24 protein-coding genes are annotated in these 24,232 nt (G+C 42.2%); 5 read left to right on the top strand and 19 right to left on the bottom strand.

Annotation, left to right across the window (positions count from 1 at the left end; translation table 11 throughout):
• The first annotated feature begins 228 nt into the window (after nucleotides 1-228).
• The 4 genes from tgt to secF all read left to right on the top strand — a co-directional run bounded on the left by tgt (nucleotide 229) and on the right by secF (nucleotide 4,733).
• The gene (gene tgt / locus AC4CVD_RS14275; protein WP_004697695.1) at nucleotides 229-1,359 is read left to right on the top strand and encodes a tRNA guanosine(34) transglycosylase Tgt; all 1,131 of its coding nucleotides are present in this window, start codon (nucleotides 229-231) and stop codon (nucleotides 1,357-1,359) included.
• A 104-nt stretch (nucleotides 1,360-1,463) separates the two neighbouring features.
• On the top strand, nucleotides 1,464-1,793 hold the full coding sequence (gene yajC / locus AC4CVD_RS14280) for a preprotein translocase subunit YajC (protein ID WP_004697692.1): 330 nt from the start codon (nucleotides 1,464-1,466) through the stop codon (nucleotides 1,791-1,793).
• Nucleotides 1,794-1,848: 55 nt separating this feature from the next.
• Complete coding sequence (secD, locus tag AC4CVD_RS14285; protein WP_490753355.1) at nucleotides 1,849-3,750, top strand: protein translocase subunit SecD; 1,902 nt, start codon at nucleotides 1,849-1,851, stop codon at nucleotides 3,748-3,750.
• A gap of 8 nt (nucleotides 3,751-3,758) precedes the next feature.
• Nucleotides 3,759-4,733 (top strand): protein translocase subunit SecF, encoded by a 975-nt coding sequence (secF, locus tag AC4CVD_RS14290; protein WP_490753356.1) that lies wholly within the window; start codon nucleotides 3,759-3,761, stop codon nucleotides 4,731-4,733.
• A 31-nt stretch (nucleotides 4,734-4,764) separates the two neighbouring features.
• Here the strand turns inward: secF and AC4CVD_RS14295 are convergent, their stop codons facing one another.
• From AC4CVD_RS14295 to AC4CVD_RS14385, 19 genes are all read right to left on the bottom strand, one after another.
• Nucleotides 4,765-5,439, bottom strand: coding sequence for a 4'-phosphopantetheinyl transferase family protein (locus tag AC4CVD_RS14295; RefSeq protein WP_490753357.1), 675 nt, complete (start codon nucleotides 5,437-5,439; stop codon nucleotides 4,765-4,767).
• Between the two features lie 90 nt (nucleotides 5,440-5,529).
• Nucleotides 5,530-6,939 carry a ribosome biogenesis GTPase Der gene (gene der / locus AC4CVD_RS14300; protein WP_004697684.1) on the bottom strand — a complete coding sequence of 470 codons (1,410 nt, stop codon included), beginning with the start codon at nucleotides 6,937-6,939 and terminating at the stop codon, nucleotides 5,530-5,532.
• A 169-nt stretch (nucleotides 6,940-7,108) separates the two neighbouring features.
• Nucleotides 7,109-8,254, bottom strand: coding sequence for an outer membrane protein assembly factor BamB (gene bamB / locus AC4CVD_RS14305; protein ID WP_428870897.1), 1,146 nt, complete (start codon nucleotides 8,252-8,254; stop codon nucleotides 7,109-7,111).
• The gene (locus tag AC4CVD_RS14310; protein WP_490753358.1) at nucleotides 8,251-8,949 is read right to left on the bottom strand and encodes a YfgM family protein; all 699 of its coding nucleotides are present in this window, start codon (nucleotides 8,947-8,949) and stop codon (nucleotides 8,251-8,253) included. The genes bamB and AC4CVD_RS14310 overlap by 4 nt, the downstream gene beginning before the upstream one ends.
• A 27-nt stretch (nucleotides 8,950-8,976) precedes the next feature.
• Entirely contained in the window at nucleotides 8,977-10,272 is a 1,296-nt protein-coding gene (gene hisS, locus AC4CVD_RS14315) for a histidine--tRNA ligase (protein ID WP_078425672.1), read from the bottom strand.
• Between the two features lie 3 nt (nucleotides 10,273-10,275).
• Nucleotides 10,276-11,397, bottom strand: a complete 1,122-nt coding sequence (gene ispG / locus AC4CVD_RS14320) for a flavodoxin-dependent (E)-4-hydroxy-3-methylbut-2-enyl-diphosphate synthase (protein WP_010327530.1) — start codon at nucleotides 11,395-11,397, stop codon at nucleotides 10,276-10,278.
• 18 nt (nucleotides 11,398-11,415) lie between these two features.
• The gene (locus AC4CVD_RS14325) at nucleotides 11,416-12,192 is read right to left on the bottom strand and encodes a helix-turn-helix domain-containing protein (protein ID WP_010327531.1); all 777 of its coding nucleotides are present in this window, start codon (nucleotides 12,190-12,192) and stop codon (nucleotides 11,416-11,418) included.
• Nucleotides 12,183-12,983 carry a type IV pilus biogenesis/stability protein PilW gene (pilW, locus tag AC4CVD_RS14330; protein ID WP_010327532.1) on the bottom strand — a complete coding sequence of 267 codons (801 nt, stop codon included), beginning with the start codon at nucleotides 12,981-12,983 and terminating at the stop codon, nucleotides 12,183-12,185. The genes AC4CVD_RS14325 and pilW overlap by 10 nt, the downstream gene beginning before the upstream one ends.
• 16 nt (nucleotides 12,984-12,999) lie before the next feature.
• Entirely contained in the window at nucleotides 13,000-14,235 is a 1,236-nt protein-coding gene (gene rlmN, locus AC4CVD_RS14335) for a dual-specificity RNA methyltransferase RlmN (protein WP_004697671.1), read from the bottom strand.
• A 122-nt stretch (nucleotides 14,236-14,357) separates the two neighbouring features.
• Entirely contained in the window at nucleotides 14,358-14,789 is a 432-nt protein-coding gene (gene ndk, locus AC4CVD_RS14340) for a nucleoside-diphosphate kinase (RefSeq protein WP_004983508.1), read from the bottom strand.
• Between the two features lie 110 nt (nucleotides 14,790-14,899).
• Complete coding sequence (gene iscX / locus AC4CVD_RS14345) at nucleotides 14,900-15,100, bottom strand: Fe-S cluster assembly protein IscX (RefSeq protein ID WP_004697668.1); 201 nt, start codon at nucleotides 15,098-15,100, stop codon at nucleotides 14,900-14,902.
• Nucleotides 15,101-15,190: 90 nt separating this feature from the next.
• Entirely contained in the window at nucleotides 15,191-15,742 is a 552-nt protein-coding gene (locus tag AC4CVD_RS14350; protein WP_004697666.1) for a phosphatase PAP2 family protein, read from the bottom strand.
• A 192-nt stretch (nucleotides 15,743-15,934) separates the two neighbouring features.
• Nucleotides 15,935-17,215 (bottom strand): glycosyltransferase family 4 protein, encoded by a 1,281-nt coding sequence (locus tag AC4CVD_RS14355; RefSeq protein WP_010327534.1) that lies wholly within the window; start codon nucleotides 17,213-17,215, stop codon nucleotides 15,935-15,937.
• A gap of 140 nt (nucleotides 17,216-17,355) precedes the next feature.
• Nucleotides 17,356-17,772 carry a hypothetical protein gene (locus AC4CVD_RS14360; protein WP_004983505.1) on the bottom strand — a complete coding sequence of 139 codons (417 nt, stop codon included), beginning with the start codon at nucleotides 17,770-17,772 and terminating at the stop codon, nucleotides 17,356-17,358.
• Between the two features lie 13 nt (nucleotides 17,773-17,785).
• Nucleotides 17,786-18,118 (bottom strand): hypothetical protein, encoded by a 333-nt coding sequence (locus AC4CVD_RS14365; protein WP_490753359.1) that lies wholly within the window; start codon nucleotides 18,116-18,118, stop codon nucleotides 17,786-17,788.
• Between the two features lie 108 nt (nucleotides 18,119-18,226).
• Complete coding sequence (locus AC4CVD_RS14370; RefSeq protein WP_078388507.1) at nucleotides 18,227-18,739, bottom strand: hypothetical protein; 513 nt, start codon at nucleotides 18,737-18,739, stop codon at nucleotides 18,227-18,229.
• 1,012 nt (nucleotides 18,740-19,751) lie between these two features.
• Complete coding sequence (gene ilvC, locus AC4CVD_RS14375; protein ID WP_004983494.1) at nucleotides 19,752-20,768, bottom strand: ketol-acid reductoisomerase; 1,017 nt, start codon at nucleotides 20,766-20,768, stop codon at nucleotides 19,752-19,754.
• 105 nt (nucleotides 20,769-20,873) lie between these two features.
• Nucleotides 20,874-21,365 (bottom strand): acetolactate synthase small subunit, encoded by a 492-nt coding sequence (gene ilvN / locus AC4CVD_RS14380; RefSeq protein WP_490753360.1) that lies wholly within the window; start codon nucleotides 21,363-21,365, stop codon nucleotides 20,874-20,876.
• The gene (locus tag AC4CVD_RS14385) at nucleotides 21,362-23,089 is read right to left on the bottom strand and encodes an acetolactate synthase 3 large subunit (RefSeq protein ID WP_490753361.1); all 1,728 of its coding nucleotides are present in this window, start codon (nucleotides 23,087-23,089) and stop codon (nucleotides 21,362-21,364) included. The genes ilvN and AC4CVD_RS14385 overlap by 4 nt, the downstream gene beginning before the upstream one ends.
• Nucleotides 23,090-23,879: 790 nt before the next feature.
• Between AC4CVD_RS14385 and AC4CVD_RS14390 the strand changes: the two genes are divergently transcribed.
• Nucleotides 23,880-24,227, top strand: a complete 348-nt coding sequence (locus AC4CVD_RS14390; protein ID WP_419275889.1) for a DUF4124 domain-containing protein — start codon at nucleotides 23,880-23,882, stop codon at nucleotides 24,225-24,227.
• Nucleotides 24,228-24,232 lie beyond the last annotated feature (5 nt).

The following is a 24,232-nucleotide window of genomic DNA, read 5'->3' on the forward strand; positions in this document are numbered from 1 at the left end:
TTTTCCAGCAAAGCCTCCCATCTCATCTAACACCACTCCACAGCATCAACACAACTTTAAACAACCGTAACCAGCTACGATTCAACTTAAAAAGCTTTGCTTTAAAAGTGTTACAACACTGGTGTTTATTTGCATAATCAAGGAAAATAGCCTCCTTTTAGCGGCGAACTGTTTTTTCGCTCTTGCACTGCAAGCAGAGCAGTGCTTTGCTCTTGTTCAGGATATTTTATGAAGTTTGAAAAATTAGGTCAGTCGGGTCGCGCCCGTCGTGGTCGTTTAACTTTAGAGCATGGTGTGGTTGAAACCCCTGTGTTCATGCCTGTCGGTACTTATGGTACGGTGAAAGGCATGCTCCCGCGTGATATTGAAGACATCAAAGCGCAAATTATTTTAGGTAACACCTTCCATCTTTACCTACGCCCTGGCCTTGAAGTGATTAAAGAGCATGGCGGCCTGCATAAATTCATGAAGTGGGATAAACCCATTCTGACCGATTCAGGCGGCTTCCAAGTCTTCAGTTTGGGCGCAATGCGTAAAATTAAAGAAGATGGCGTAACGTTCCGCTCTCCAATTGACGGCTCTAAAGTCTTTTTGTCTCCTGAAATCTCAATGGACATCCAACATACATTGAACTCAGACATCGTGATGATTTTTGACGAATGTACGCCTTATCCTGCAACGCATGAAGAAGCGCAAAAGTCGCTACAATTGTCATTGCGTTGGGCAAAGCGTTGTAAGACTCAGCATCATGATGTGCTTGAAAATAAAAATGCGCTCTTCGGCATTATTCAAGGCGGTATGTATGAAGACTTACGAGATGAGTCTTTAAAAGGCTTGCTTGAAGTGGGTTTTGACGGTTATGCCATTGGTGGTCTGTCCGTCGGTGAACCGAAAGAAGAAATGATCAAAGTGCTGGATTATCTTCCAGAAAAAATGCCAGCAGACAAACCGCGCTACCTAATGGGCGTAGGTAAACCTGAAGACATCGTGGAAGGCATCCGCCGTGGCGTCGATATGTTTGACTGTGTCATGCCTACACGTAATGCCCGAAATGGACATTATTTTGTGACCGACGGTTTAGTACGTATCCGTAACAGTAAATACCGTCATGATCAAAGTCCGCTTGATCCACACTGCGACTGTTATACCTGTACCAACTTTACTCGCGCGTACTTATTCCATTTGGAAAAATGTGGTGAGATGCTAGGTTCAATGCTGGGTACTATTCACAACTTACGTTACTACCAACGCTTCACTCAAGACATTCGTGATGCATTGGATAATGATCGCTTTGATGCCTTTGTTGAAGATTTTTATGCACGTCGTGGTTTAGAAGTTCCACCTTGCCCCCAAGATTAATTGTTGTGAGCATTTGCGCTTGGTAAAAAGACAAGGTAAATTGCAGAACAAGTCTATTTATGATCAATTCGTTGGTCACCGTTTTTTTAGTTTAGGAATTTGAAATGAGCCTTTTTATTTCTACAGCTCACGCAGCGGGTGAAGCTGCGCAACAACCAAGTATGGTCGCAAACTTATTGATGATTGCTGTTTTTATTGCAATCTTCTACTTCTTAATTTGGCGCCCTCAAGCAAAACGTGCCAAAGAGCACCGCTCTTTGGTTGAAAGTCTTGGCGTAGGCAGCGAAGTGGTATTTGCTGGTGGCTTAATGGGTAAAATCACTAAACTCGAAGGTGACTTTGCAGTGGTTGAACTGAGCCGCGGTGTAGACGTAAAAATTCAACGCGCAAGTGTGATTTCAGTTCTTCCTGAAGGCACATTAAATAACCTTTAATCAAAAAAATTAGTCGTGCATCCGCACGACTTTTTTCATTTTAAGAAGAAAACAAATGCGTTACCCAGCATGGAAATATCTACTGATTCTCGTGGTTTTGACGATCAGTACATTATATGCCCTGCCTAGTTTGTATCCGGATGAGCCTGCGGTTCAAATTTCTGGTGCCAAAGCTGGTACCCAAATTGACCAAAGCATCGTACAAAAAGCAGAGCAGATTTTAAAATCTGAAAGTATTTCAAGCCATGACAACAGTTTTAGCAATAATGCTGCACTGTTACGTCTTGACTCTAGCGAAGCACAATTAAAAGCCAAAGAAGCGTTACGTCGTGGCCTTGGTGATGACTATGTTGTCGCGTTGAACTTGGCGCCAACCACGCCAGAGTGGCTACAAAAAATTGGTGCAAAACCAATGAAGCTCGGTCTGGACTTACGTGGTGGTGTTCACTTCTTATTAGAAGTGGATATGGATAAAGCAATTGCTCAGCGCATGGAAACCTCTGCGACTGATTTACGCCGTCAGTTCCGTGACAACAAAATTAAATTTAACAGCCTTGCATTAAACAACAACACCATTACCGTTCAGTTCGCCAACAATGATGATCGTACTGCGGCTCAAGACTACTTACGTAGCAATGGTAATGAGTTTAATCAACAAGCGGTCGCAACTGCGACAGGTTCAACCTTACGTTTAACCTATACCGATGTTCGCCGCCAAGAAATTCAATCTTATGCCGTGAACCAAAACTTAACCACTTTACGTAACCGTATTAATGAGTTAGGTGTGGCAGAAGCCTTGGTACAAACACAAGGTAGTAACCGCATCGTGGTTGAGCTTCCAGGTGTTCAAGACACTGCTGAGGCAAAACGTGTCTTGGGTCGTACAGCAAACCTAGAGTTCCGTTTGGTCTCTGACCAAAATGACCAAGTGATTGACCCTTATACGGGCAAGAGCAATGGTCAACCGCTTCCACCAGGAACCGAACTTTTTGCATATCAATCTTTAGACAGCGGACGTGAATTACTTTTAAACCGTAACCGTATTTTAACGGGTGAACGTGTTCAAAACGCATCAAGTGGCTTTAGCCAAGACACTGGCGGTGCTGAGGTAAACATTACCTTAGACACAGCAGGTGGCAAACTGATGGCAGATGCAACCCGGAATGCGGTGGGTAAGCGTATGGCTGTGTTGTTCATCGAAAATAAACAACGTATTAGCTATATAACTGATCCTGCGACTGGTGCGCAAACCGAAGTCCGTACACCTTATGCAGAGTCTGTAGTGATTAACGCTGCAACCATTCAAGCGGTACTCGGTTCTTCTTTCCGGATCACGGGTCTAGACTCTCCTCAAGAGGCATCTGAACTTGCATTGATGCTACGTGCAGGTGCACTTGCTGCACCAATGTACTTTGTTGAAGAACGTGTAGTGGGTCCAAGCCTGGGCCAAGAAAACATTGATAAAGGTGTGCTATCAACTCAAATCGGCTTCTTACTAGTCGCGATCTGGATGGTGGTCTTCTTCCGCGTATTTGGTTTAATAGCTAACTTTGCCTTGGTTTTCAACTTAGCCATGATTCTAACGGTCATGTCTTGGATTGGTGCTTCCCTCACCCTGCCGGGTATTGCGGGTATCGTGATTACCATTGGTATGGCGGTCGATGCCAACGTCTTGATCTGTGAGCGAATACGTGAAGAAATGAAGTGGGGAGCATCGCCCAAACAAGCCATTGTGGCGGGTTATGACCGTGCTTATAACACCATTTTCGACTCAAACTTAACCACATTCTTGGTTGCGTTTATCCTATTTGCTATCGGTACAGGCCCAATTAAAGGCTTCGCTGTGACCTTAATGATCGGTATTATCTGCTCTATGTTTACTGCTATTACAGTAACACGTGCGATTGTACAGCTCATTTATGGCAAAAAACGTAACTTGAAAAAGTTGAGCATATAAGGAGATCGATGATGACTGATGTGACTCAACAAGATTCAAAAAAATACGGCCGTCCAGATGATGAACGTGTAATTGATTTTATGAAGATTGCGCTGCCTGCAGCCATTCTTTCTATTGTCTTAACCATCGGCAGCCTATTCTTTATTTTCACCAAGGGTCTTAACTTAGGTTTGGACTTTACTGGTGGTATTTCTGCCGAATTGAACTATAGCAAACCAGTGAAGTCAGCCGATGTCTCTGCTGCACTGACCAAAGCTGGCTTTCATGACCCTGTGGTACAAACCATTGGTTCAGATCGTGATTTGATTGTGCGTATGCCTGTACAAGAGGACACAGCCGCAGAAGACTTAACCAAAACCATTACCCAAGCTGTACAGCTACCGGGTAACTCTGCTTCAGTTAACAAAGTTGATGTGGTGGGTGGACAAGTCGGGAATGAACTCTACATTCGCTCAGCGGGTGCTGTGGCTTTAGCGTTACTGCTGATGTTGGTCTACGTAACGGTTCGCTTTGAGTTCAAACTGGCGATGGGTGCGGTACTGTCTTTGTTCCATGACGTGGTGGTTACCATTGGTATTTTTGCCATGATGCAGTGGCCATTTGACTTAACTGTATTGGCTGCAATTCTGGCTCTGATTGGTTTCTCACTGAATGACAACATTGTCGTTTCGGATCGTATACGTGAAAACTTCCGTAAGATTCGTGGCGCTTCGCCTTTAGAGATCGTTAACATCGCTTTAACTGAGACCCTACGTCGTACCATTCACACCTCAATGACTTTATTGTTGGTGGTGATCTCGATGATGGTCCTCGGTGGTGATGGCCTTAAATGGTTCTCTGTTGCAATGTTTGTGGGCGTTTTTGTGGGTACCTACTCTTCAATCTACATCGGTACAGCTTTTGCTTTATGGCGTGGCTTAAACCGTCAAGACTTCATTGTTCAAGTGAAGCCTGAGTTTGAAGAAGAAAATGAAATTCCATAAATGCACACCATAGTGTGAAAAAGAAAGCCTCTCAATCGAGAGGCTTTTTTATGTCGGTGTGAAGGTGTTGTACCAGCTCAATCTGAGGCAACGCATAGCCACGACAGGACTGCTCTGCCCGCCAAGCCACGGTCAACATCACATCTCCAAACTCAAAATTCTGATATGCAAAACTCCCAATCAGCGGATGACTACACATGCCGCCATTATGCGTTGGATGTGCTTGAGTGTTCAGTTCATTTAAGTTTAAACGAATGCCTAAACCCGAGGCTTTAAGTACCGCTTCTTTGGTGGTCCAGACCTTAAACCAGTATGCTTTGTCCTGATCAAACTCGTACCACACGCGAAGTTCCTCTACATGAAAAGCATGTTTAGCCAAAGCCTCAAAGCGTACTTTTCGGCTTAATTCTTCCACGTCCACGCCTAGATCTTGCATCCGCTCACTGGTAGCTAAAGCGTAGTAGTTTTGGCTGTGACTATGATTGAAATGAAAAGAAGGTTGATCAAGTAAATAAGGTTTACCTGTCTCACTCAGCGCAATGGAGTGATCATCCACAATCATCTGCCGTTGTTCAGATAAGCATTGATTACGATATTGATAAATGGCTTGTTTTCGCTGTGCAATTTGCTCAACACGTGACAGGCTGTGATCGACCTGTACAATGTCCTCAATCTTTTTCAGCTCAACACGTATTGTCCTTGCCACTTTGCCTTCCTATCATGGTTTTATGCATCATAAAATAAAAAAGCCCAAAGATCACTTTGGGCTTTTCAGCATCAAAAACTTAATGCCTGATTAGCGTTTGAATTTCTTCTCAGCTTTCTTAAATTTCTGAACATAACGACGCTTACGCGCTGCTGTACGTTCATCCACCTGTGACTTACGTCCTTCAAATGGGTTTTCAGAGGTTTTAAACTCAATACGTACTGGCGTACCTTCAAGTTTGTACACTTTACGGAATACGTTTTCTAAATAACGACGATAATCCGCAGGCGTTTTATCAACTTTGTTACCATGCACCACAATCGTAGGTGGATTTTGTCCGCCCATATGGGCATAACGCATTTTAATACGGCGACCACCGACCATTGGCGGCTGGTGCGCATCCGTAGCATCACTTAAAATTTGTGTGATTTTTGCAGGTGAAACTTTCAAATGTGACGAATCATAAGCACGGTGAATCGATGGATATAGATCCCCCACCCCCGTACCATGCAATGCAGAAATTAAATGTACTTTTGCCCAAGGAATAAAGTCAAAGCGACGATCGACATCCAATTTACATTGTTTGCGATCATACTCAGACATGTTGTCCCATTTATTAATCGCAATCACCATCGCTCGGCCCGCTTCAAGCGCATAACCAATCAAATGTAAATCTTGCTCAACCACACCTTCACGTGCATCAAGTACAACCACGATAACATGGGCATCTTTAATGGCCTGGAGCGTTTTCACAATTGAGAACTTCTCAATCATTTCATCGACTTTACCTTTACGACGCACACCTGCAGTATCGATTAAGGTGTACTGACGGCCATCACGTTCATACGGGATATAGATCGAGTCGCGGGTTGTCCCCGGTTGGTCAAATGCAACTACACGCTCTTCACCCAATAAACGATTCACTAGCGTCGATTTACCGACGTTTGGACGACCAATAATCGCTAAACGTAAGCCTGTGTTCTTGTCGTGCTCATCTGCATCTTCATCTTCGGGCACACTTGAAAGCACGTCTTCAAGCATTTGCTGTACACCGCGACCATGGCTCGCAGCCACTTGCATAGGTTCGCCCATACCCAACTTGTAAAATTCAACAAGTGCAGCTTCGGCATGTACACCATCAACTTTGTTCGCTACAAGGTAAACTTTCTTACCAAGTGTACGCAGCTCACGCGCAATTTGCTCATCCGATGCGAGTAGGCCTGCGCGTGCATCGACGACAAATACAATAATATCGGCTTCATTGATTGCTGTTTTAGACTGTTCCGCCATGTAAGAGTCGATACCGCCTTCATTTTCGCCAATACCACCAGTATCAACCACAATGAAAGACTTATTTTGAAATACAGCATCACCATATTTACGGTCACGAGTCAGACCGGCAAAGTCAGCAACAAGCGCATCTCGGCTTTTGGTGATCTGGTTAAATAGCGTTGATTTTCCGACGTTCGGACGACCAATGAGCGCAATTACGGGTTTCATAGATTAACCTTTATTCAAGATCAGCCAGTGAGACTGGTCTGAACATCAGAAACTGGAAGAAAAATTAGGTGAAAAACCTGAATAAAAACTCGGGGTTTTGACTAAGCAAACACCCCGAGGAATTTAAAAAAATACGAATTTCGACTAGTTTAACATAAGTCGAACAGAATTAACGATTCTGCCAAATGCTTAATGCACCCTTTCGTGTCGCAACATAGAGTTGATCATCAATCACACGTAAAGTACGCACTTCACCAGACGTCTTCGCACGACCGATCAACTCACCTGTCGCAGGGTTCAGCATGTGCAAAACGCCATCTAGATCACCAACAATTAGGTCCTGGCCTAACATCACTGGATTACTCAATTGGCGGTTCAGCAGGCTGTCATTTTCCCAAAGCTTTTGACCCGTGCTAATTTCATAAGCCACTAACTTGCCGTCAGTTTGCGCCACGAATACACCATTACCCACCACTTCAGGGCGCTGCGTACTACTCGAATCTTCACTCCACACCACTTGCTGTGAAGCCAAATCTGTCATGGTCACTTGACCTTGATAGCTGGTCGTAATCAAGTACTGACCTGCCACTACAGGATCACCATCAACATCATTCAAACGTTGAATATCCGAACGACCATCCGACACAGCTACACGGCGCTGCATACGTGGTACACCTGTAATCACATCTAAAGCATAAACATAGGCATTAGCTGAAGAAATGAGCACTGTACGCGCATCAACAGGAACAGGCGCTGCATTACCACGTAAGCTAAGTTGTACATTTGGTAAGTTATAGGTCCACACTTGCTGACCTGTTGCCAAATCATGCGCAAAAACAGTGCCATCATTACTTACAGAAATGACACGACCCGCTTGAATCAACGATGGCGCAAGAAGTGCACCTGTTAATTGTGCTGTCCATTTTTGCTCGCCAGTTGCCTGATCTAAAGCAAACAATTGACCTTTGGCGTTACCTACAATGACATGACCATCGGCAGCTTCAACGCCTGAACTCAAACCGGCTTTAGATACTTCTTTCTGCCATAGTTTTTGTTTGCCTTGATATGCCGTCACTAGACCTTTAGGGTCAAGTGCAAAAACTACACCGTTGTCTGCATCTAAGCGTAAACGTAAAGGATCAGCAGTCGAAGTTGAAGACACACTTTGAGAAAATACAGGAGTCAGGGTTTTCGCCTGCGTCAGTTTTGGAAGTGGATTCGGCTTAACTTCTTCTACTTTTCCGCTACTTGCACAACCCGCAAGTGCTAAAGTTAATACGGTTAATGCGCACGAAATTTTGTATTTTCTATTCATTCAGTTTCTTCCGCTGCTGTTTCTATAAGTGGACGTTCGATTTCAGGATCATCAACTAAAATACCAACACTTTCGAGTTTAATTTGTAAAATTTGGCGTTCTTGTTTACGTTCAACCAACTGATCCCATGCACTTTGATAGGCTTTCTTTGCATTTTCGATGTCGTTTTTAGCCACATAGACATCGCCCAAAGCTTCATCGGCTGTCGCTTTAAAAGCAGGATCTTTTACCAATGCAAGGTTTTTAATCGCATCATCAAACTTCTTTTGCGCCAATTGTGCATACGCTAAACGCAATTTCACAATTTGCACTAAGCCGTCGTCATCCACTTTCGAGTTTTCAACTTTCTTCAACGCTTTTTCAGCACTGGCATAATCCGCTTTGTCATAGGCCAATTTTGCCATCAACAATTGCGTTTGAATGGCCTGCACCGAATCTGGTGCTTCTTTCACAATTTTGTCCGCAGTTGCAGACAAGGCTGTAAATGCATCACCTTGCGTTGCACGTGCTTCATCCATCAATTGCTGAACTTTAGCCGTGTTCATCTGATTCTCGGCCAAAGTCTTCTTCTGCCAGTATTGCCATCCAAAAAAGGCAATCAGCGCAATTAAAATCCCACTAATAATGGCTGAACCATATTTCTTAGTGAAAGACTTTAAACTATCAAGTTGTTCTTCATCACTTAATGCGCTCATGTGACTACCCTTTCCTTATATTTTGGCTTATTTTGAAGAAAATTTTTCAATCATAAATGGCACGATGTCATCCACCGCAACCAAAGTTTGTTCAGCTGTTGCCAACTCTTTTACGGCAAACTGTGCAGCTTCCACCTCGCGCTCACCCAAAATGAGGGCAAACAATGCGCCAGACTGATCCGCTTTTTTCATTTGCGACTTCATTGAACCATGTGAACCAACTTTCAAACGAAGCGTACTTGATGCAGCATCTAACTGGTTACGAATTTGTTCTGCAAGGACCAAAGCTTTGCCTTGAGAAGCAGGATCTGCCAATAAAAACATTTCGCAATCACGTATAGGTGTAGCGTCTTCGACTTGCTCAAGCAACAACAACAGACGCTCCATACCCATCGCAAAGCCAACTGCAGGTACAGACTGATCGGCCTTGCCTTTAAGCTGACCCACTAAGCCATCGTAACGACCGCCCGCACAGACTGTACCTTGTGAACCCAAATGCGTGGTGGTCCATTCAAATACAGTTTTATTGTAATAATCTAAGCCACGCACCAGTTTTTGGTTAATCACGAAGCTCACACCTGCATCGGTTAAATACTGCTGCAAAGTGGCAAAGTGCTGTAGTGTCTCTTCCCCCATAAAGTCATGCAACTTCGGCGCATTTTCTAAAATGGCTTGGGTTTTTGCATCTTTAGAGTCAAGGATACGTAGTGGGTTGGTGGTTAAACGACGCTGTGAATCTTCATCTAAATCATTTTTATGTGATTCTAGGAACTCCACCAATGCCGAACGATAAGCTGCACGCTCATCAGACTCACCGAGAGTATTTAACTCAAGTTGAACTTTATCTGCTACACCCATGCGTTTCCACAGACGTGCCGTCATCAAAATCAGCTCAGCATCCATATCAGGGGTTGCGACACCAAAGGTTTCCACGCCGAACTGGTGGAACTGACGGTAACGACCCTTTTGCGGCTTTTCATAACGGAACATCGGCCCGATATACCAGACACGAGGCGTCGCACCGCGAAGCAAGTTATGCTCCAGCATGGCACGTACACAGCCTGCTGTTCCTTCAGGACGTAAAGTCAAAGACTCAGGCGGATTACCTTTGTCCAAGAAGGTGTACATTTCTTTTTCAACGATATCCGTTGCATCACCAATCGAACGTTTGAACAAATTGGTCTGCTCAACAATAGGCAAACGAATTTGCTGGTAGCCATACGCATCCATCAATGATGCGAGATGCTGTTCCAGACGTCTCCACGCTGGTGTTTGCATTGGCAGAATGTCATTAAAACCTTTGATTGCGACAATTGAACTCATGATCTACTCAGAAAAACTTGTGCGAATAATCTCTTTAGCTTTAGCGTCTTCAAGATCGCTAACACGTTGACGAACCATCGCTTCGATTTCGTCAACCAACTGATTTGTGTCAATTAAATGGCTCTTTTCACCATTACGATACACCAGTGAACGTGGACTTGCCCCCACCACGCCAATATCAGCTTCTTTGGCTTCGCCGGGACCATTCACTTTACAACCAATAACCGATACGTCCATTGGGGTACGAATGTCTTCCAAACGCTCTTCTAAGGCTTGCATTACTGAAATCACATTAAATTCTTGACGTGAACAACTTGGACAAGCAATGAAGTTGATTCCATTTGAGCGAAGACTGAGTGATTTTAAAATATCAAAACCAATCTTAATCTCTTCTTCAGGTTCCGCTGCCAAGGAAATACGCATGGTGTCACCAATGCCATCCAACAACAAACCGCCCAATGCAATCGCAGATTTCACTGAACCTGTACGGTAAATCCCAGCTTCTGTTACACCCAGATGTAACGGATTATCAATTTGCTGTGAAAGTAGGCGGTAAGCATCCATGGTTAAAAACACATTGGATGCTTTTACAGAAACCTTAAACTCATGAAAGTTCAGACGATCTAAAATATCAATATGACGCATCGCCGACTCAAGCAATGCCTGACCGGTTGGCTCACCATATTTCTTTTGAATATCTTTTTCCAGTGAACCTGCATTCACCCCAATACGCATAGAAATATCGTTATGGCGCGCTGCAGCCACTACTTCACGGATTTTAGCTTCAGAGCCAATATTTCCAGGGTTAATTCGTAAACAATCCGCACCCAAGTCCGCAACACGCAGTGCAATCTTGTAGTCAAAATGAATATCTGCAACCAACGGCACCGATGAACGCTTACGAATTTCACCAAAAGCCTCTGCCGCTTCCATCGTTGGTACAGAAACGCGCATGATGTCCGCACCTACATCTGCACAGCGCTGAATTTGCGCCAGCGTTGCTTCCACATCACAAGTTTCAGTATTGGTCATACTTTGAATGCTGATGGGTGCATCGCCACCGACATAGACTGAACCTACACGAATCTTACGAGTAGGCTTGCGTTTAATTGGATTTACAATCATTGCTTTTCCTTGATCCCATTAACGTGACAAGCGAAAATCTGCTTTTCCACCGACGGTATATGGTGACAATGAAATACTTTCATTATTTAAGCTGAGTGACACAGCAGCAGCATCATCGATACGAATTTGAAAAGGTGTCTCGCCAGCAAGCTCAAGTGTAGAGGCTTGACGCCCTGTTGCCAGTACTTTCCCAGTTGAATCGACAATATGTACAGACGTAGGACGATTGAACTCAAGTTTCAACTGATCCCCTGTGGTTGCAGCAGCCCCATTCATATTGATGATTTGTACATCAGATTCAGTCTGCGGAGTCGTAGCCTCATCTGTACTGCCTGACCAATTCTGAATCATGCCGAACAACGCTGCCAAAATCGCAATTACAACAATCGCAATCAGTCCACGTTTCAACCATTTACGGTTACGGTCACGGTTAGAGCCAGGTAATTTACCCATGATTTTAATCGGTGAATTATTCAATGCATGATTTGGCAATAGCCCCGTATCATTGGCATAGATATCATCAAAACGCTGAATAATCGTAGTAGCATCCACTTTTAGGAACTTCGCATAAGTACGATAGTAACCCTTAATAAAAGTTGCTTCTGGAAGCGCCGTATATTCATCCTGCTCAAGCGCAGTTAAAGTCTTGAGTGGGATATTCAACTCTTTGGCAACGTCGCTTAATTCACGTTTTTGTGTAATACGAATTTGACGAAGATAATCACCCGGACGTTGGATATTTCCTAAAGCATTGCTAGAACCATTCGATTGTGGTGAATTAGGATTTACTTCCATACGGCCTCAGTAGTGTACTGTAATTGCAAATAACGTTTGTATTCTTGACTGTCTGGATACAATGCACGTAGCTGGTTGACCAGTACTTGCGAACCCATCGTGTCATGACTTGCTCGCGCAATTCGGATCCCAATCCAAAGCGCACGTGCATCTAAGTTTTTCTCGCCAACCGCTCGCACAAACTGTTCATAGTACTGCGTAGCTTCAGCATTTTGCTGACGTAAATATGAAATTTCCGCCATTTCGATCATGGCAAGATAGGCACCTGAGTTTACCTGTAGGGCTTGTTTAAAAGCAGCTTCTGCTTCCGCCACTCGACCTACTTGTAGATACGCACGACCTAAATTCTCCAATGCTCGATAACGTTGATCATACCCTAAAGTTGAACCTGCAACTTGAAGTTGATCAATCGCGTCATTATAACGCCCAATTTGATATAAATACGTACCGTAGTTGTTACGAGCCTGTGCATTTTTTGGCTCAGCCGCAATTGCATGCTTAAAATAACGCTCTGCCTTTTCCACATTTTGTGGACTGCCTTCACGCTGTAACAAAACGCCCATCATCATATTTGCAGATGCATCACGAGAGTCGATGTCTAATGCCTGATCCAATGTGCGTTTCGCAGCATCGTAATCATTCGACTTAATATATTCAGCCGCCAATTGCGTTCTAACTTGTACTGCTTTACTTGGGTCACCTTTCGTATTCACGGTTTGGCAACCCACCAAGTACCACACTGACACACCCAGTGTCAGCGCAAGGTAAAGTTTAGAAACGGGTTTTTTCAATTGGCATCCCCTTATATTATCCTTGTGAACGTAGAATCTCGTTTTTCTCTGCTACTTTCTTTTTCCACTGCTCAGCACGACGTGTTCGATCGGCCACTTGACCGACCAATTGTCCGCAGGCAGCATCAATGTCATCGCCACGCGTTTGACGAATCGTACACACAAATCCAGCGTCAGACAAAGTTTTTTGGAAAGAAATAATGCGGTTGCGACTTGAACGACCATAAGGCGCATGTGGAAATGGATTAAACGGAATTAAATTAATTTTACTTGGTAAGTTCTTCAACAACTTAATCATCTGCTGCGCATGCTCAGGATGATCATTCACCCCATCCAACATCACATATTCAATTGTGACATGCTTACGCGCACTTTCATTACCGTCTTTAGCGATATAACGCTGACATGCTGCAATCAATTGTGCCAATGGATATTTTTTATTGATTGGAACCAATTCATTCCGTAGTTCGTCATTTGGCGCGTGTAGGGAGATTGCCAATGCAACATCAATATCTTGTGCCAATTGATCAATTTTCGGCACTACACCTGAAGTCGACAAGGTCACACGGCGCTTAGACATACCATAAGCAAAATCGTCTAGCATAATACGCATTGAGCTCAATACGGCATCATAGTTGAGTAATGGCTCGCCCATCCCCATCATTACGACGTTGGTCACCGAGCGCTCACGCTCAGCTACAGGCACATCTTCCATATAAGAATAGTTTGCGACCCATAGCTGACCAATAATTTCATCTGGGTTTAAGTCGCGCTGAAAACCTTGTTTACCGGTTGAACAGAATGAACAATCCAGTGCACAGCCCACTTGAGATGAAATACATAAAGTACGGCGCAAACCACTGCGATGCTCAGCAGGGATCAATACGGTTTCAACCAAAGAGCCTTCGCCCTCACCGACGCGAAAGACCCACTTACGCGTACCATCTTTAGAATAATTTTTATGCACCACTTCTGGCGCTTTAATTTCACAAAGTTTTTCAAGTTTTTCACGTAACTTGCCTGAGATATTGGTCATCTCAGCAAAATCAGTCACAAAAAACTGATGAATCCATTTCATCACCTGTCCTGCGCGAAACTTTTTTTCTCCCATATCTTCGAAGAATTTTTCAAGCTGCGGACGTGACATGCCAAGTAAGTTCACTTTCGCAACAGAGTTTTGCTGTGCAGGAGCGGATGGAGATTGTTGCTGTTCAGCCGAAACTGTAGAGACAGCGACCACTTCAGTACTCATGTGTATTACCTAAACCATGTCTAACGATGAAAGGAGAAGCTCAATAAACGAGCAGAAATTTATTCAGGGAATAAAAAAACCAGATAAGTATAATAACACTTATCTGGTTTGAATACTTCGAATTAACGAGTACGTGGAGCAATCTCAGTTTGAGCGAAGAAGTAGTTAACTTCACGATCAGCAGATGCTACAGAGTCAGAACCGTGAGCAGCATTTTCGTCGATGCTTACAGCGAAGTCAGCGCGGATAGTACCTGGAGCAGCTTCTTTAGGGTTAGTTGCGCCAAGAATTTCGCGGTGAGCAAGAACTGCGTTTTCGCCTTCAAGAACTGAAACAACAACTGGACCAGAAGTCATGAACGCAACTAGGTCAGCAAAGAAACCACGTTCTTTGTGCTCTGCGTAGAAACCTTCAGCTTCAGTTTGAGTCAAGTGTTTCATTTTAGTTGCAACGATTTGAAGACCAGCTTTTTCAAAACGAGCAAAAATGTCACCGATGTGGTTTTTAGCAACTGCGTCTGGTTTTACGATAGATAAAGTACGTTCAATAGCCATGATTGGCTCCTTAAGTCAATGTAGACATGAAAATTTTGGCGCATTATACCGACATAATGCACAATTTTCTGCTTTTACTCTGTAAAAAGTTGCTTTTTTCGATACAAGGATTATCGCGCTTCGTCAATCCATGCCATTTGAATTGCTTCAAGCAAACCTTCAGTCGACTTGGTCGGATCATCACTAAAGTCTGGTAAGGCACACACCCAAGCATGTAAGTCTGTAAAGCGAATCCACTGCGGATCGACATCTGGATGAGCTTCATACAACTCAATAGCAATATCAATAGTGTCTGACCAACGTAAGCCCATGGTGGAGTCTCATCACAATGTAGAAGATGCTGTACTGTAGCAAACTCTGAAATTTAAGCGCTAGTTTGTTTGAGATAAAATTGGGCTTTTTTACAACACAATATTTAAAAATGGTGCACTACAAATTAAAGCGACGGCTACGACTGCACCTATAGCCGCTCCGACCAACACATCACTTGGATAATGCAGCCCTAAAATCATGCGTGATGCAGCAACCAGAACAGTAAAAGGCAACATAAGCACCAATAAAATTGGCTGTACGAAGCCCAATAACGTACTGACCATCACCGCATGTAAAGTATGACCTGAAGGAAAACTAAAATGGTCAAGCGGTCGCTCACCCATTCGAATCACCTGATGCACTTGATAGGGTCTTGGGCGAATGGTTTTAATTTTTAGGACTTTATAAATTAAAGTCCCGCACAATGAACCAAGCACCAAATACACGATTTGCAAACTGTAGACCAATCCTTGCAACAACCAAGTTAAAGCCAACATGGTGTACCAAAAGATGCCATCCCCCAATCGACTGATCCGCTTAAAAAAATTGGCTACAGCATGCGAATGGGAAAAATGATTGAGATAGACACAACCTTTTAAATCTAAATCTAATATTCTTATTTTTGCAGTTTTAAGATTCATACCACTTCTCCTTAACAACAATGTTGAAAGTTCAGCTGGAAAATCATTGTTATATGACGATTTAATTCATCAAAATCGCTTCTCGTTAAGCTCATATTAAAGGGTGTTTTTGACAGTTTGATGATTTAAGTTAAAACCCATCAAAATTACCCAACTCGTCTTTATCACTAACGCTTTTAATACAGCTATTGGTTAAGGTGCTGCCTTAATATTGGCCACGTGATATAAGGCTTGCTCAAACTGTTTCACAGGATACTGCCAGCCCACACTTTCAATGTCTTGACGCGCTTGTGTTCCCATACATCTAAGCACCTTTTGTTCTGGCAACTGAATAATAGTTTGCATAAAGTGTGCCACTTGTCCAAAAGGACTCAACCACCCTGTTATACCTTGCTTGATATAACGCTGCGGACTGGCATAGTTATAGGCCACCACAGGTAAGCCACTGGCCATGGCTTCGAGTACCACATTACCAAAAGTCTCTATTTGACTAGCAAAAACAAAAGCATCTGCACTGGCGTAGACTTGAGCGAGTGACTGCCCTGTTAAGCTTCCCGTAAAAATAACATCTGAGCCATTTGCCATCTCCGTTAAACGCTTACGATCTGGCCCATCCCCCACAATCACCATTTTAAATTTGCGTGATGACTGCTTCTTGATATTCAAATAGCTTTGAATGAGCACATCCACCTCTTTTTCAGGAGATAAACGCCCTACATATAAAAGCACAGTGGTATTTGCATCTGCCTCCCAACGCTGACGCAGTTGTTCTGAGCGATGCTCAGGATGGAAGCGAGCTGTATCTACTCCTCGTCCAACCTCAACCAAAGGGCAAGTCACACCAAAGGCCTTAAGCTGATTTAACGTAGTTTGACTCGGCACACAGGTGAGTAGCGTATGGTTATGAAACCAGCGAAGATAACTTTCGATCGGTTTGACCAGTAAAGCCAAATCAAAGAAGCGACTAAAGTCATGAAAAGTTGAATGAAAGCCACTCGACACTGGAATTTGATGTGCTTGAGCAGCATACAGTGCCGTCAACCCCAACGGTCCTTCCGTCACAATATGGACCACATCTGGTGCGAAGCGTTCAATCGCTTTGCTGACTTTAACATACTGTGGCATACCAAATTGCATGTCGGCATATTTAGGAATGCTTTTTGCCCAGACCAAACACTCCTGTTCTGCCTGAAAGTCAGTACACATCGTTTTTTGTATTGGGCGGATGAGCTGAATACGATGCCCCAGTTTTTGTAAACCTTTGCACAGCTGTAATAAAGAGTTCGCAACACCATTGATTTCTGGTGACCATGTTTCCGTCACAATGGTTATTTTTAACTTGGGCTTGAGTGTTTCTTGAAGGAGAGAGAGTTCTTGCTGAAAATTATGCAGATGTTGTTGCTTGAGATAAAACCGCTGTGGTTCTGGGAAATTGTGCTGTTTGAATAATTTTGTTGTCATTGAACCGATCATGTTATTCCAAACTTTTCTTATTTTCCTCCAAGTTTAGTTAAACTATTTGACAGTTTGATGATAATGAATGCAATCAAATAAAAAGATACCTATGATTAGTAGGTATCTTTTTACATATTAATAGTTTAAAGACCTAAAATTTAAAACATCAAATTAATATACAAGCTATCTTTATACACACCTGCTGGGGTTAAGGCAGTTGGGCGCTCCATCAATTGCACCAAGACTACAAACTTATTTTGCTCAGTTGCTGGTTGAGCAATAGGGCTATTCCAACGTGATGCACTTGCTCCTGAAATATTCATTTGAGTTCTCAATTTATAGTTTTTCTCATTGACTAAATAACTACTCCCTGTTGCATTAGTTAAATTACGCGAATTGAATTTAATCGCGTAATTACTATCACAAGCCACTGAGAAAGAAGTTGCAGCTTGACTAAGATACGATGAACTTAGATTCAACTGGCTTGAAGTTAAACGCTCAATTTGACACTGTTTTGCATAAGCTATTGGGGTAGCCGCCACACAAAACAGCAGTATAATAATGTTCAGTTTCATGGCTCTACTCCATTTATTTACACTGAAGATCCAGTACTGATGAGTTGTCATCATTCTTAGTATCTGTAATTGTAAGTTCTGCCGAACAACTGCGTGCTTCTTTAGTTTTAATTTGTATCTTATATGTTCCCGGAATCAAACCATAAAGCGTTACGCTACCATCAGTAGAAATCGGATAAACCTCTCCTTCACCATTATTATCAATATAAAGCTCTGAACCAGCAGCAAAAGACCGATTGTTACTGTCTACTGGTTTAACAGTGACTTGTTTCGCATGGAATACTGGGAAATTGATGATATAACCGCGTTGATTTAAAGCTGTTAATTGTTTGCGGCTTTGTTGCATAAATATGTAAGCATCTGATTTAAATAAATTTAATTTTGGATCAAAAAATAATCAAAACTTTTAAAATCATATAGTTATGAAATCTTTGTGCAACAAAGCCGTAAAAAATTAGTAATAGACTTTGATACGATAAGTATCAGTATATGTACCCGCACGTTGGAATGCACCAACTGCTGCATTAGTTACCGAAACAGAATATTGATCGTCAGCTAGACCATTATGATTTGAATTACCGAATGGAATTACACCGCCACCTGTTTTATTTGTAACAATTGTTGTTGGTACACGAACACTGCCATCGTCCTCATGTTTAACATAAGTACTTGCACTTGTACCTGTGTTGGCTGTTTGAATGTTAAGTGTATAGTGCGTATTACTACGTACAGTGTAATTTGAACTTTGTGTTCCACCATTTTTATTCAGCGTAATGGCACTACCGCCAAGCACTTCACATTTTTTAGGGATTTCTAATTTAATAGGAATATCTTTTTCACAACCTAGAGAAGTACAGTTCCCCCAGTTATAACTAGGGCGTGATGCTGTATCATCCTCTGCATAAAGGGCTGTAGAACCTGCACTCATTAGCGTTGCAACTAGCGATGCTTGTAGTAATTTATTCATAGCGACTCTCCGAGATTTTTCTTTTAAAACTGATTAATTGTTATGATCACCCTTAATTAAACTGGACCTTGTTTGGCTACCAAGCTTTTCTTAAGCGTGTTTTTATTCTAGTTGTTCTGTATAAAAAACCATCTATGCAGCCTTTTTCACTCAAATAGAGACCCAACTTTAAAATCTCAACAAAGTAAAATTAATATATTGTTTTTATTGTCATTTTATTTATTAATTAATTTAATAAATCCCTGAAAATAGTTACACCACTTTCAGTGATGCACAATTTTAGTGTTTTTTTATATTTTAAGTAGATCTCTGTTTTATCTTAGAAATTTTTAACATTTCAAATTTACATTTAATTACATATTTGGGTGAATAATTTCTTAACCCGCTAAAAAATCCATTTTTCATCTTTTTTTTACTTTACATTTCTACTAATTATTCAATTTAGGTCGATCATCTCGCTAAAATTCAAAGTTTATTCACATGCTATTTACCCAATTTCAGTTATTGAACAACATGACTAAAATCACATAATCAAACCTTAAATTTACATGACCTACTATTTTAGAAATCTAAATCTCACACTAAAAACCCAAACGTAAGCATAAGTACACTTTTTGAGAGTTGCATTTATTGCAATAAAGCTCATAGATACGTTATTAATCCAATAGTTTTTTGACAATATATGCTGCCCATATATCTAGCACTGAAATGGAATTCTCGTTGACACCATATAACTATTTTGAACACGGGTAAGATCAACTTATAGCTGTGTACCGATAGCCATATCATGGCCCTATTTATATTCACATTTTTTAATTAATAGCTTTGCCCCACATAAAACATGATAGTAGATCAATAAAAAACCCTACCGAAGCAGGGTTTTATTACTTAAAATAAGCTAGATCAGAAACTTAATTCTTTTCTTTATCTACGATCTTATTCGCTTGAATCCAAGGTACGAAAAAAATGGGAAAGCATTGCTTTCCCATTTTTAAAGGCACGTAACGTAACCTTAGTTCTTCTCTTTATCTACGATCTTGTTTGCTTGAATCCAAGGCATCATCGCGCGCAACTTACCACCTGTTACTTCAATACCATGCGCTGCATTTTGACGACGACGCGCAGTCATTGATGGATAGTTCAATGCACCTTCGTTAATGAACATCTTCGCGTATTCACCAGATTGAATACGTTTAAGAGCATTACGCATCGCTTCACGAGACTGTTCATTGATTACTTCAACGCCAGTTACGTATTCGCCATATTCAGCATTATTAGACACTGAATAGTTCATGTCCGCGATACCGCCTTCAAACATTAAGTCAACGATTAACTTAAGTTCGTGTAAGCATTCGAAGTAAGCCATTTCTGGCGCATAACCCGCTTCAACCAAAGTTTCGAAGCCCATTTTCACAAGTTCTACTGCACCACCACAAAGAACTGCCTGCTCACCAAATAAGTCAGTTTCAGTTTCTTCACGGAAAGAAGTCTCGATAATACCTGTACGACCACCACCTACGCCTGAAGCATAAGAAAGTGCTAGGTTACGTGCATTACCAGACGCATCTTGATGAATCGCGATTAAGTCAGGAACGCCTGAACCACGTTGGTATTCAGAACGTACAGTATGGCCTGGTGCTTTTGGTGCAACCATGATTACGTCAAGATCAGCACGTGGAACTACTTGGTTGTAAAGAACAGAGAAACCATGAGCAAATGCTAAAGTCGCGCCTTCTTTGATGTTTGGCTCAATCACGTCACGGTAAAGTTGTGATTGAAATTCATCTGGAGTCAAGATCATGACTACGTCAGCTTGTGCTACAGCAGCAGGAACTTCAGCAACTTTAAGACCTGAATTTTCAGCTTTTTTCCAAGAAGTAGAACCAGCGCGTAAACCTACAGTTACGTCTACACCAGAATCTTTAAGGTTAAGCGCGTGTGCGTGGCCTTGTGAACCGTAACCAATGATCGCTACTTTCTTAGATTGGATGATAGATAAGTCGCAGTCTTTATCGTAAAAAATTTGCATTGCTGTCTCCGCTAAAATGCTTGGTATTCTGTAATTCCATCAAGGGATTTATTGTTTGATGAAATCCCCCTCTTACTCAAAAGGAGGTTGAATCGTGTTAAATAATTAAATGGTTAAAACTTTTTCGCCACGCGCGATGCCTGAAACACCTGAGCGTACAACTTCCAAAATGGTGTTCTCTGCTAAAGCATCAATAAAACCATCAATTTTTTCAGTCGTACCCGTGATTTGAATGGTATACGTCGTTGGGGTGACATCAACAATTTGCGCACGGAAAATGTCCGCAGTTCGTTTGATTTCAGCACGCGCCGAGCCAAGTGATTTGACTTTAATCAACATCAACTCACGCTCAATGTGCGCACCTTCAGACAAATCAACCACTTTCACCACTTCAACCAATTTGTTGAGCTGTTTGGTGATTTGTTCAATTTTATGGTCATCGCCATAAGTCGTTAATGTCAAACGAGATAAAGTCGGATCTTCGGTTGGCGCAACGTTTAAAGTCTCAATGTTATAACCACGTTGAGAGAATAAACCCACCAAACGAGAAAGCGCACCAGCTTCGTTTTCTACAAGTACAGAGATAATGTGTCTCATGACGTGCGCTCCCCTTTACCTAACCACATATCTTGCATTGACTGACCTGCAATAAGCATTGGATAAACATGCTCTGTACGGTCAACCATCACATTAATAAATACGCATTTATCGTTGATCGCCATTGCTTCAGCAAGCTTTGACTCTAGCTCATCCGCATGGTCAATTTGGATGCCAACATGACCATATGCTTCCATTAATTTAGGGAAGTCAGGCAATGAATCTACATAAGAACTTGAATGACGTCCTTCATAGTTCATATCTTGCCACTGCTTCACCATCCCTAAAGCTTGGTTATTCAAGCAGAGGATTTTTACGTTTAGGCCATATTGCTTACAGGTCGAAAGCTCTTGGATACACATCTGAATCGATGCTTCACCCGTGATACACACCACTTGTTGGTCAGGGAAAGCCAATTTCGCGGCCATCGCATAGGGTAAACCTACACCCATGGTGCCTAAGCCACCTGAGTTAATCCATTGGCGTGGACGTTTATACTTATAATAGTTCGCACCAAACATTTGATGCTGACCTACGTCAGAAGTAATGATCGCATCACCATTGGTGATTTTATCCAGCGCTTCCACCACTTGTTGTGGTTTCATTACGCCGTTTGCACCAGACTCATAACGCATGCCGTGAACTTTACGCCATTCATTGATTTGCGCCCACCAAGCAGCGATATCTTCAGGATTTGGTTTAGACACATTCATTTGTTTCAACTGTGTCAACATTTCCTGAAGGACAGGTTCTACCGCACCCACGATCGGGATATGCGCCATGATGGTTTTTGAAATCGTCGCAGGGTCGATATCAATATGAATCACTTTGGCATTTGGACAGAATTTTGCTGGATTATTGGTCACACGGTCATCGAAACGCGCACCGATACACAAAATCACATCAGCATTGTGCATGGTCATATTCGCTTCATACGTCCCATGCATACCCAACATGCCAATAAACTGCGGATCATTGCCAGGAAATGCACCAAGCCCCATCAAGGTATTGGTGACTGGGAAGCCCAAAATGTGCGCCAGTTCAGTTAGGTGTGCAGAAGCATTACCTTGAACCACGCCACCGCCTGAATAAATCACAGGACGTTTAGCGTGAATCAGCTCTTCAATCGCTTTACGAATTTGACCTGAGTGACCACGATGCGGCGGTTGATACGAACGCATCTTCACTTTTTCTGGGTATTCGTAAGCAAATTTCTCAGCAGGATTGGTTGCATCTTTTGGAATATCGACCACAACTGGACCCGGACGGCCAGAAGCTGCAATATAAAATGCCTTCTTAATAATCGAAGGAATTTCGCTGGCATGGCGCACTTGGAAACTATGTTTTACGATCGGACGAGAAATACCGACCATATCTGTTTCTTGGAATGCATCTTCACCAATTAAATGTGACGCAACCTGACCTGACAAAATCACCATTGGGATTGAGTCCATATAAGCCGTTGCAATTGGAGTCACAGTATTGGTTGCACCCGGACCTGAAGTCACGAGGACCACACCCGTCTTACCTGTTACACGTGAGTAAGCATCTGCCATATGGCCAGCAGCTTGTTCATGGCGCACGAGGTAATGATTGATTTTGTCTTGTTGAAAGAACGCGTCGTAGATATGTAAAACTGCGCCGCCTGGATATCCAAATACATGTTCAACGCCTTCGTCCGCCAATGCGCGAACGAGCATTTCACCACCAGATAAAAGTTCCAACGTGATTCACCCTAATCTTTATCACTGCAATGGTGGAAGGCACCAGCAGTGTTTCATTCATTGATTGTCTGCACTGTTATAGCACACATATTTCTTAGTTTTCATAGCAATAGGAAAAAATTCTGATCTGTATGCTGTTTGAGCAATATGAGATCTAAAACGTGTTGGGATAAACACATTTTTTTACTTTGTTCACGGTCTCGGCTAGAAAGCGTGTCCATTGCATGAAATGACACTTTATCGAAGGGTGATCGAGTAAAGGCATATAAAACTAAAGACAGCATTTTTAGGAGTTTCGTGACTAAAGTCAAGTTTAAAAATTAGCTTTTTTTTGTTTATTTACAGAGCGTTTGTTTTTTATTCATCGCGAACAAAGAAAACTGAGTCGCTTTTTCTTGGTTTTTTAGTTCAAAAACAAATAGATTTCTATTTCACTGAATTTATTAATAAAAAAACATAATAAAACCCATAAATAAGTTTAATAAGATATTCACCCAAATTTGAATTCAACATCTATCTCAGGTTTTTTCATTTTTAAGTATAGATCAGCATTTGCTCATCAGTTTTTAGCACAACCTTCTGATTTTCATACTGTGCCATGACGCATATTTCACGCATTAAACTGAGGATTTGACCTGCAAAATATTTCAAAAAACTCAGATGAAAAATGCATCAAACACTGCTTATTATTCTCAAATTAGCATAAAATAACGACAACGATAAACCCGATAAAATCCAATGACTCCGGATATAAAAAGGACAATGGTAGATGAGTATTCAGTTTGCAAAAATGGCAGCATGTTTGGTGGGGATGGGGATTGCAATGGGCAGTACACAAAGCTTTGCCAAGACGTATTATAAGTGGGTTGATAGCCAAGGCTCGACACATTACACCACGACACCTCCACCCAAAACAGCAAAGAAAAAAGGCAAAGTCGATACCTATGGTTGGAAAAATTCGCCACAAGCTGCGTCATCGGAAGCACCTCCACCTGCCAATATGCCAAATACCGTACCAGCTCCCCCCAATGCTGTACCAAGCGCTGCCCCAGCAGCACCAGCAGTTGATTTAGAAAATCAACGACGTGAAGCGAATGAAGCACTTCAACAAGGCCAACAAGTCCGCCCTGCGGTTTAATCATT

This window comes from Acinetobacter sp. LipI_23 (assembly GCF_058243045.1).

Coding starts and splice junctions, on each gene's coding strand:
- tgt (WP_004697695.1), top strand. CDS start 229: ATGAAGTTTGAAAAATTAGGTCAGTCGGGTCGCGCCCGTCGTGGTCGT.
- yajC (WP_004697692.1), top strand. CDS start 1,464: ATGAGCCTTTTTATTTCTACAGCTCACGCAGCGGGTGAAGCTGCGCAA.
- secD (WP_490753355.1), top strand. CDS start 1,849: ATGCGTTACCCAGCATGGAAATATCTACTGATTCTCGTGGTTTTGACG.
- secF (WP_490753356.1), top strand. CDS start 3,759: ATGATGACTGATGTGACTCAACAAGATTCAAAAAAATACGGCCGTCCA.
- der (WP_004697684.1), bottom strand. CDS start 6,939: ATGAAACCCGTAATTGCGCTCATTGGTCGTCCGAACGTCGGAAAATCA.
- bamB (WP_428870897.1), bottom strand. CDS start 8,254: ATGAATAGAAAATACAAAATTTCGTGCGCATTAACCGTATTAACTTTA.
- AC4CVD_RS14310 (WP_490753358.1), bottom strand. CDS start 8,949: ATGAGCGCATTAAGTGATGAAGAACAACTTGATAGTTTAAAGTCTTTC.
- hisS (WP_078425672.1), bottom strand. CDS start 10,272: ATGAGTTCAATTGTCGCAATCAAAGGTTTTAATGACATTCTGCCAATG.
- ispG (WP_010327530.1), bottom strand. CDS start 11,397: ATGATTGTAAATCCAATTAAACGCAAGCCTACTCGTAAGATTCGTGTA.
- AC4CVD_RS14325 (WP_010327531.1), bottom strand. CDS start 12,192: ATGGAAGTAAATCCTAATTCACCACAATCGAATGGTTCTAGCAATGCT.
- rlmN (WP_004697671.1), bottom strand. CDS start 14,235: ATGAGTACTGAAGTGGTCGCTGTCTCTACAGTTTCGGCTGAACAGCAA.
- ndk (WP_004983508.1), bottom strand. CDS start 14,789: ATGGCTATTGAACGTACTTTATCTATCGTAAAACCAGACGCAGTTGCT.
- iscX (WP_004697668.1), bottom strand. CDS start 15,100: ATGGGCTTACGTTGGTCAGACACTATTGATATTGCTATTGAGTTGTAT.
- AC4CVD_RS14350 (WP_004697666.1), bottom strand. CDS start 15,742: ATGAATCTTAAAACTGCAAAAATAAGAATATTAGATTTAGATTTAAAA.
- AC4CVD_RS14355 (WP_010327534.1), bottom strand. CDS start 17,215: ATGATCGGTTCAATGACAACAAAATTATTCAAACAGCACAATTTCCCA.
- AC4CVD_RS14360 (WP_004983505.1), bottom strand. CDS start 17,772: ATGAAACTGAACATTATTATACTGCTGTTTTGTGTGGCGGCTACCCCA.
- AC4CVD_RS14365 (WP_490753359.1), bottom strand. CDS start 18,118: ATGCAACAAAGCCGCAAACAATTAACAGCTTTAAATCAACGCGGTTAT.
- AC4CVD_RS14370 (WP_078388507.1), bottom strand. CDS start 18,739: ATGAATAAATTACTACAAGCATCGCTAGTTGCAACGCTAATGAGTGCA.
- ilvC (WP_004983494.1), bottom strand. CDS start 20,768: ATGCAAATTTTTTACGATAAAGACTGCGACTTATCTATCATCCAATCT.
- ilvN (WP_490753360.1), bottom strand. CDS start 21,365: ATGAGACACATTATCTCTGTACTTGTAGAAAACGAAGCTGGTGCGCTT.
- AC4CVD_RS14390 (WP_419275889.1), top strand. CDS start 23,880: ATGGCAGCATGTTTGGTGGGGATGGGGATTGCAATGGGCAGTACACAA.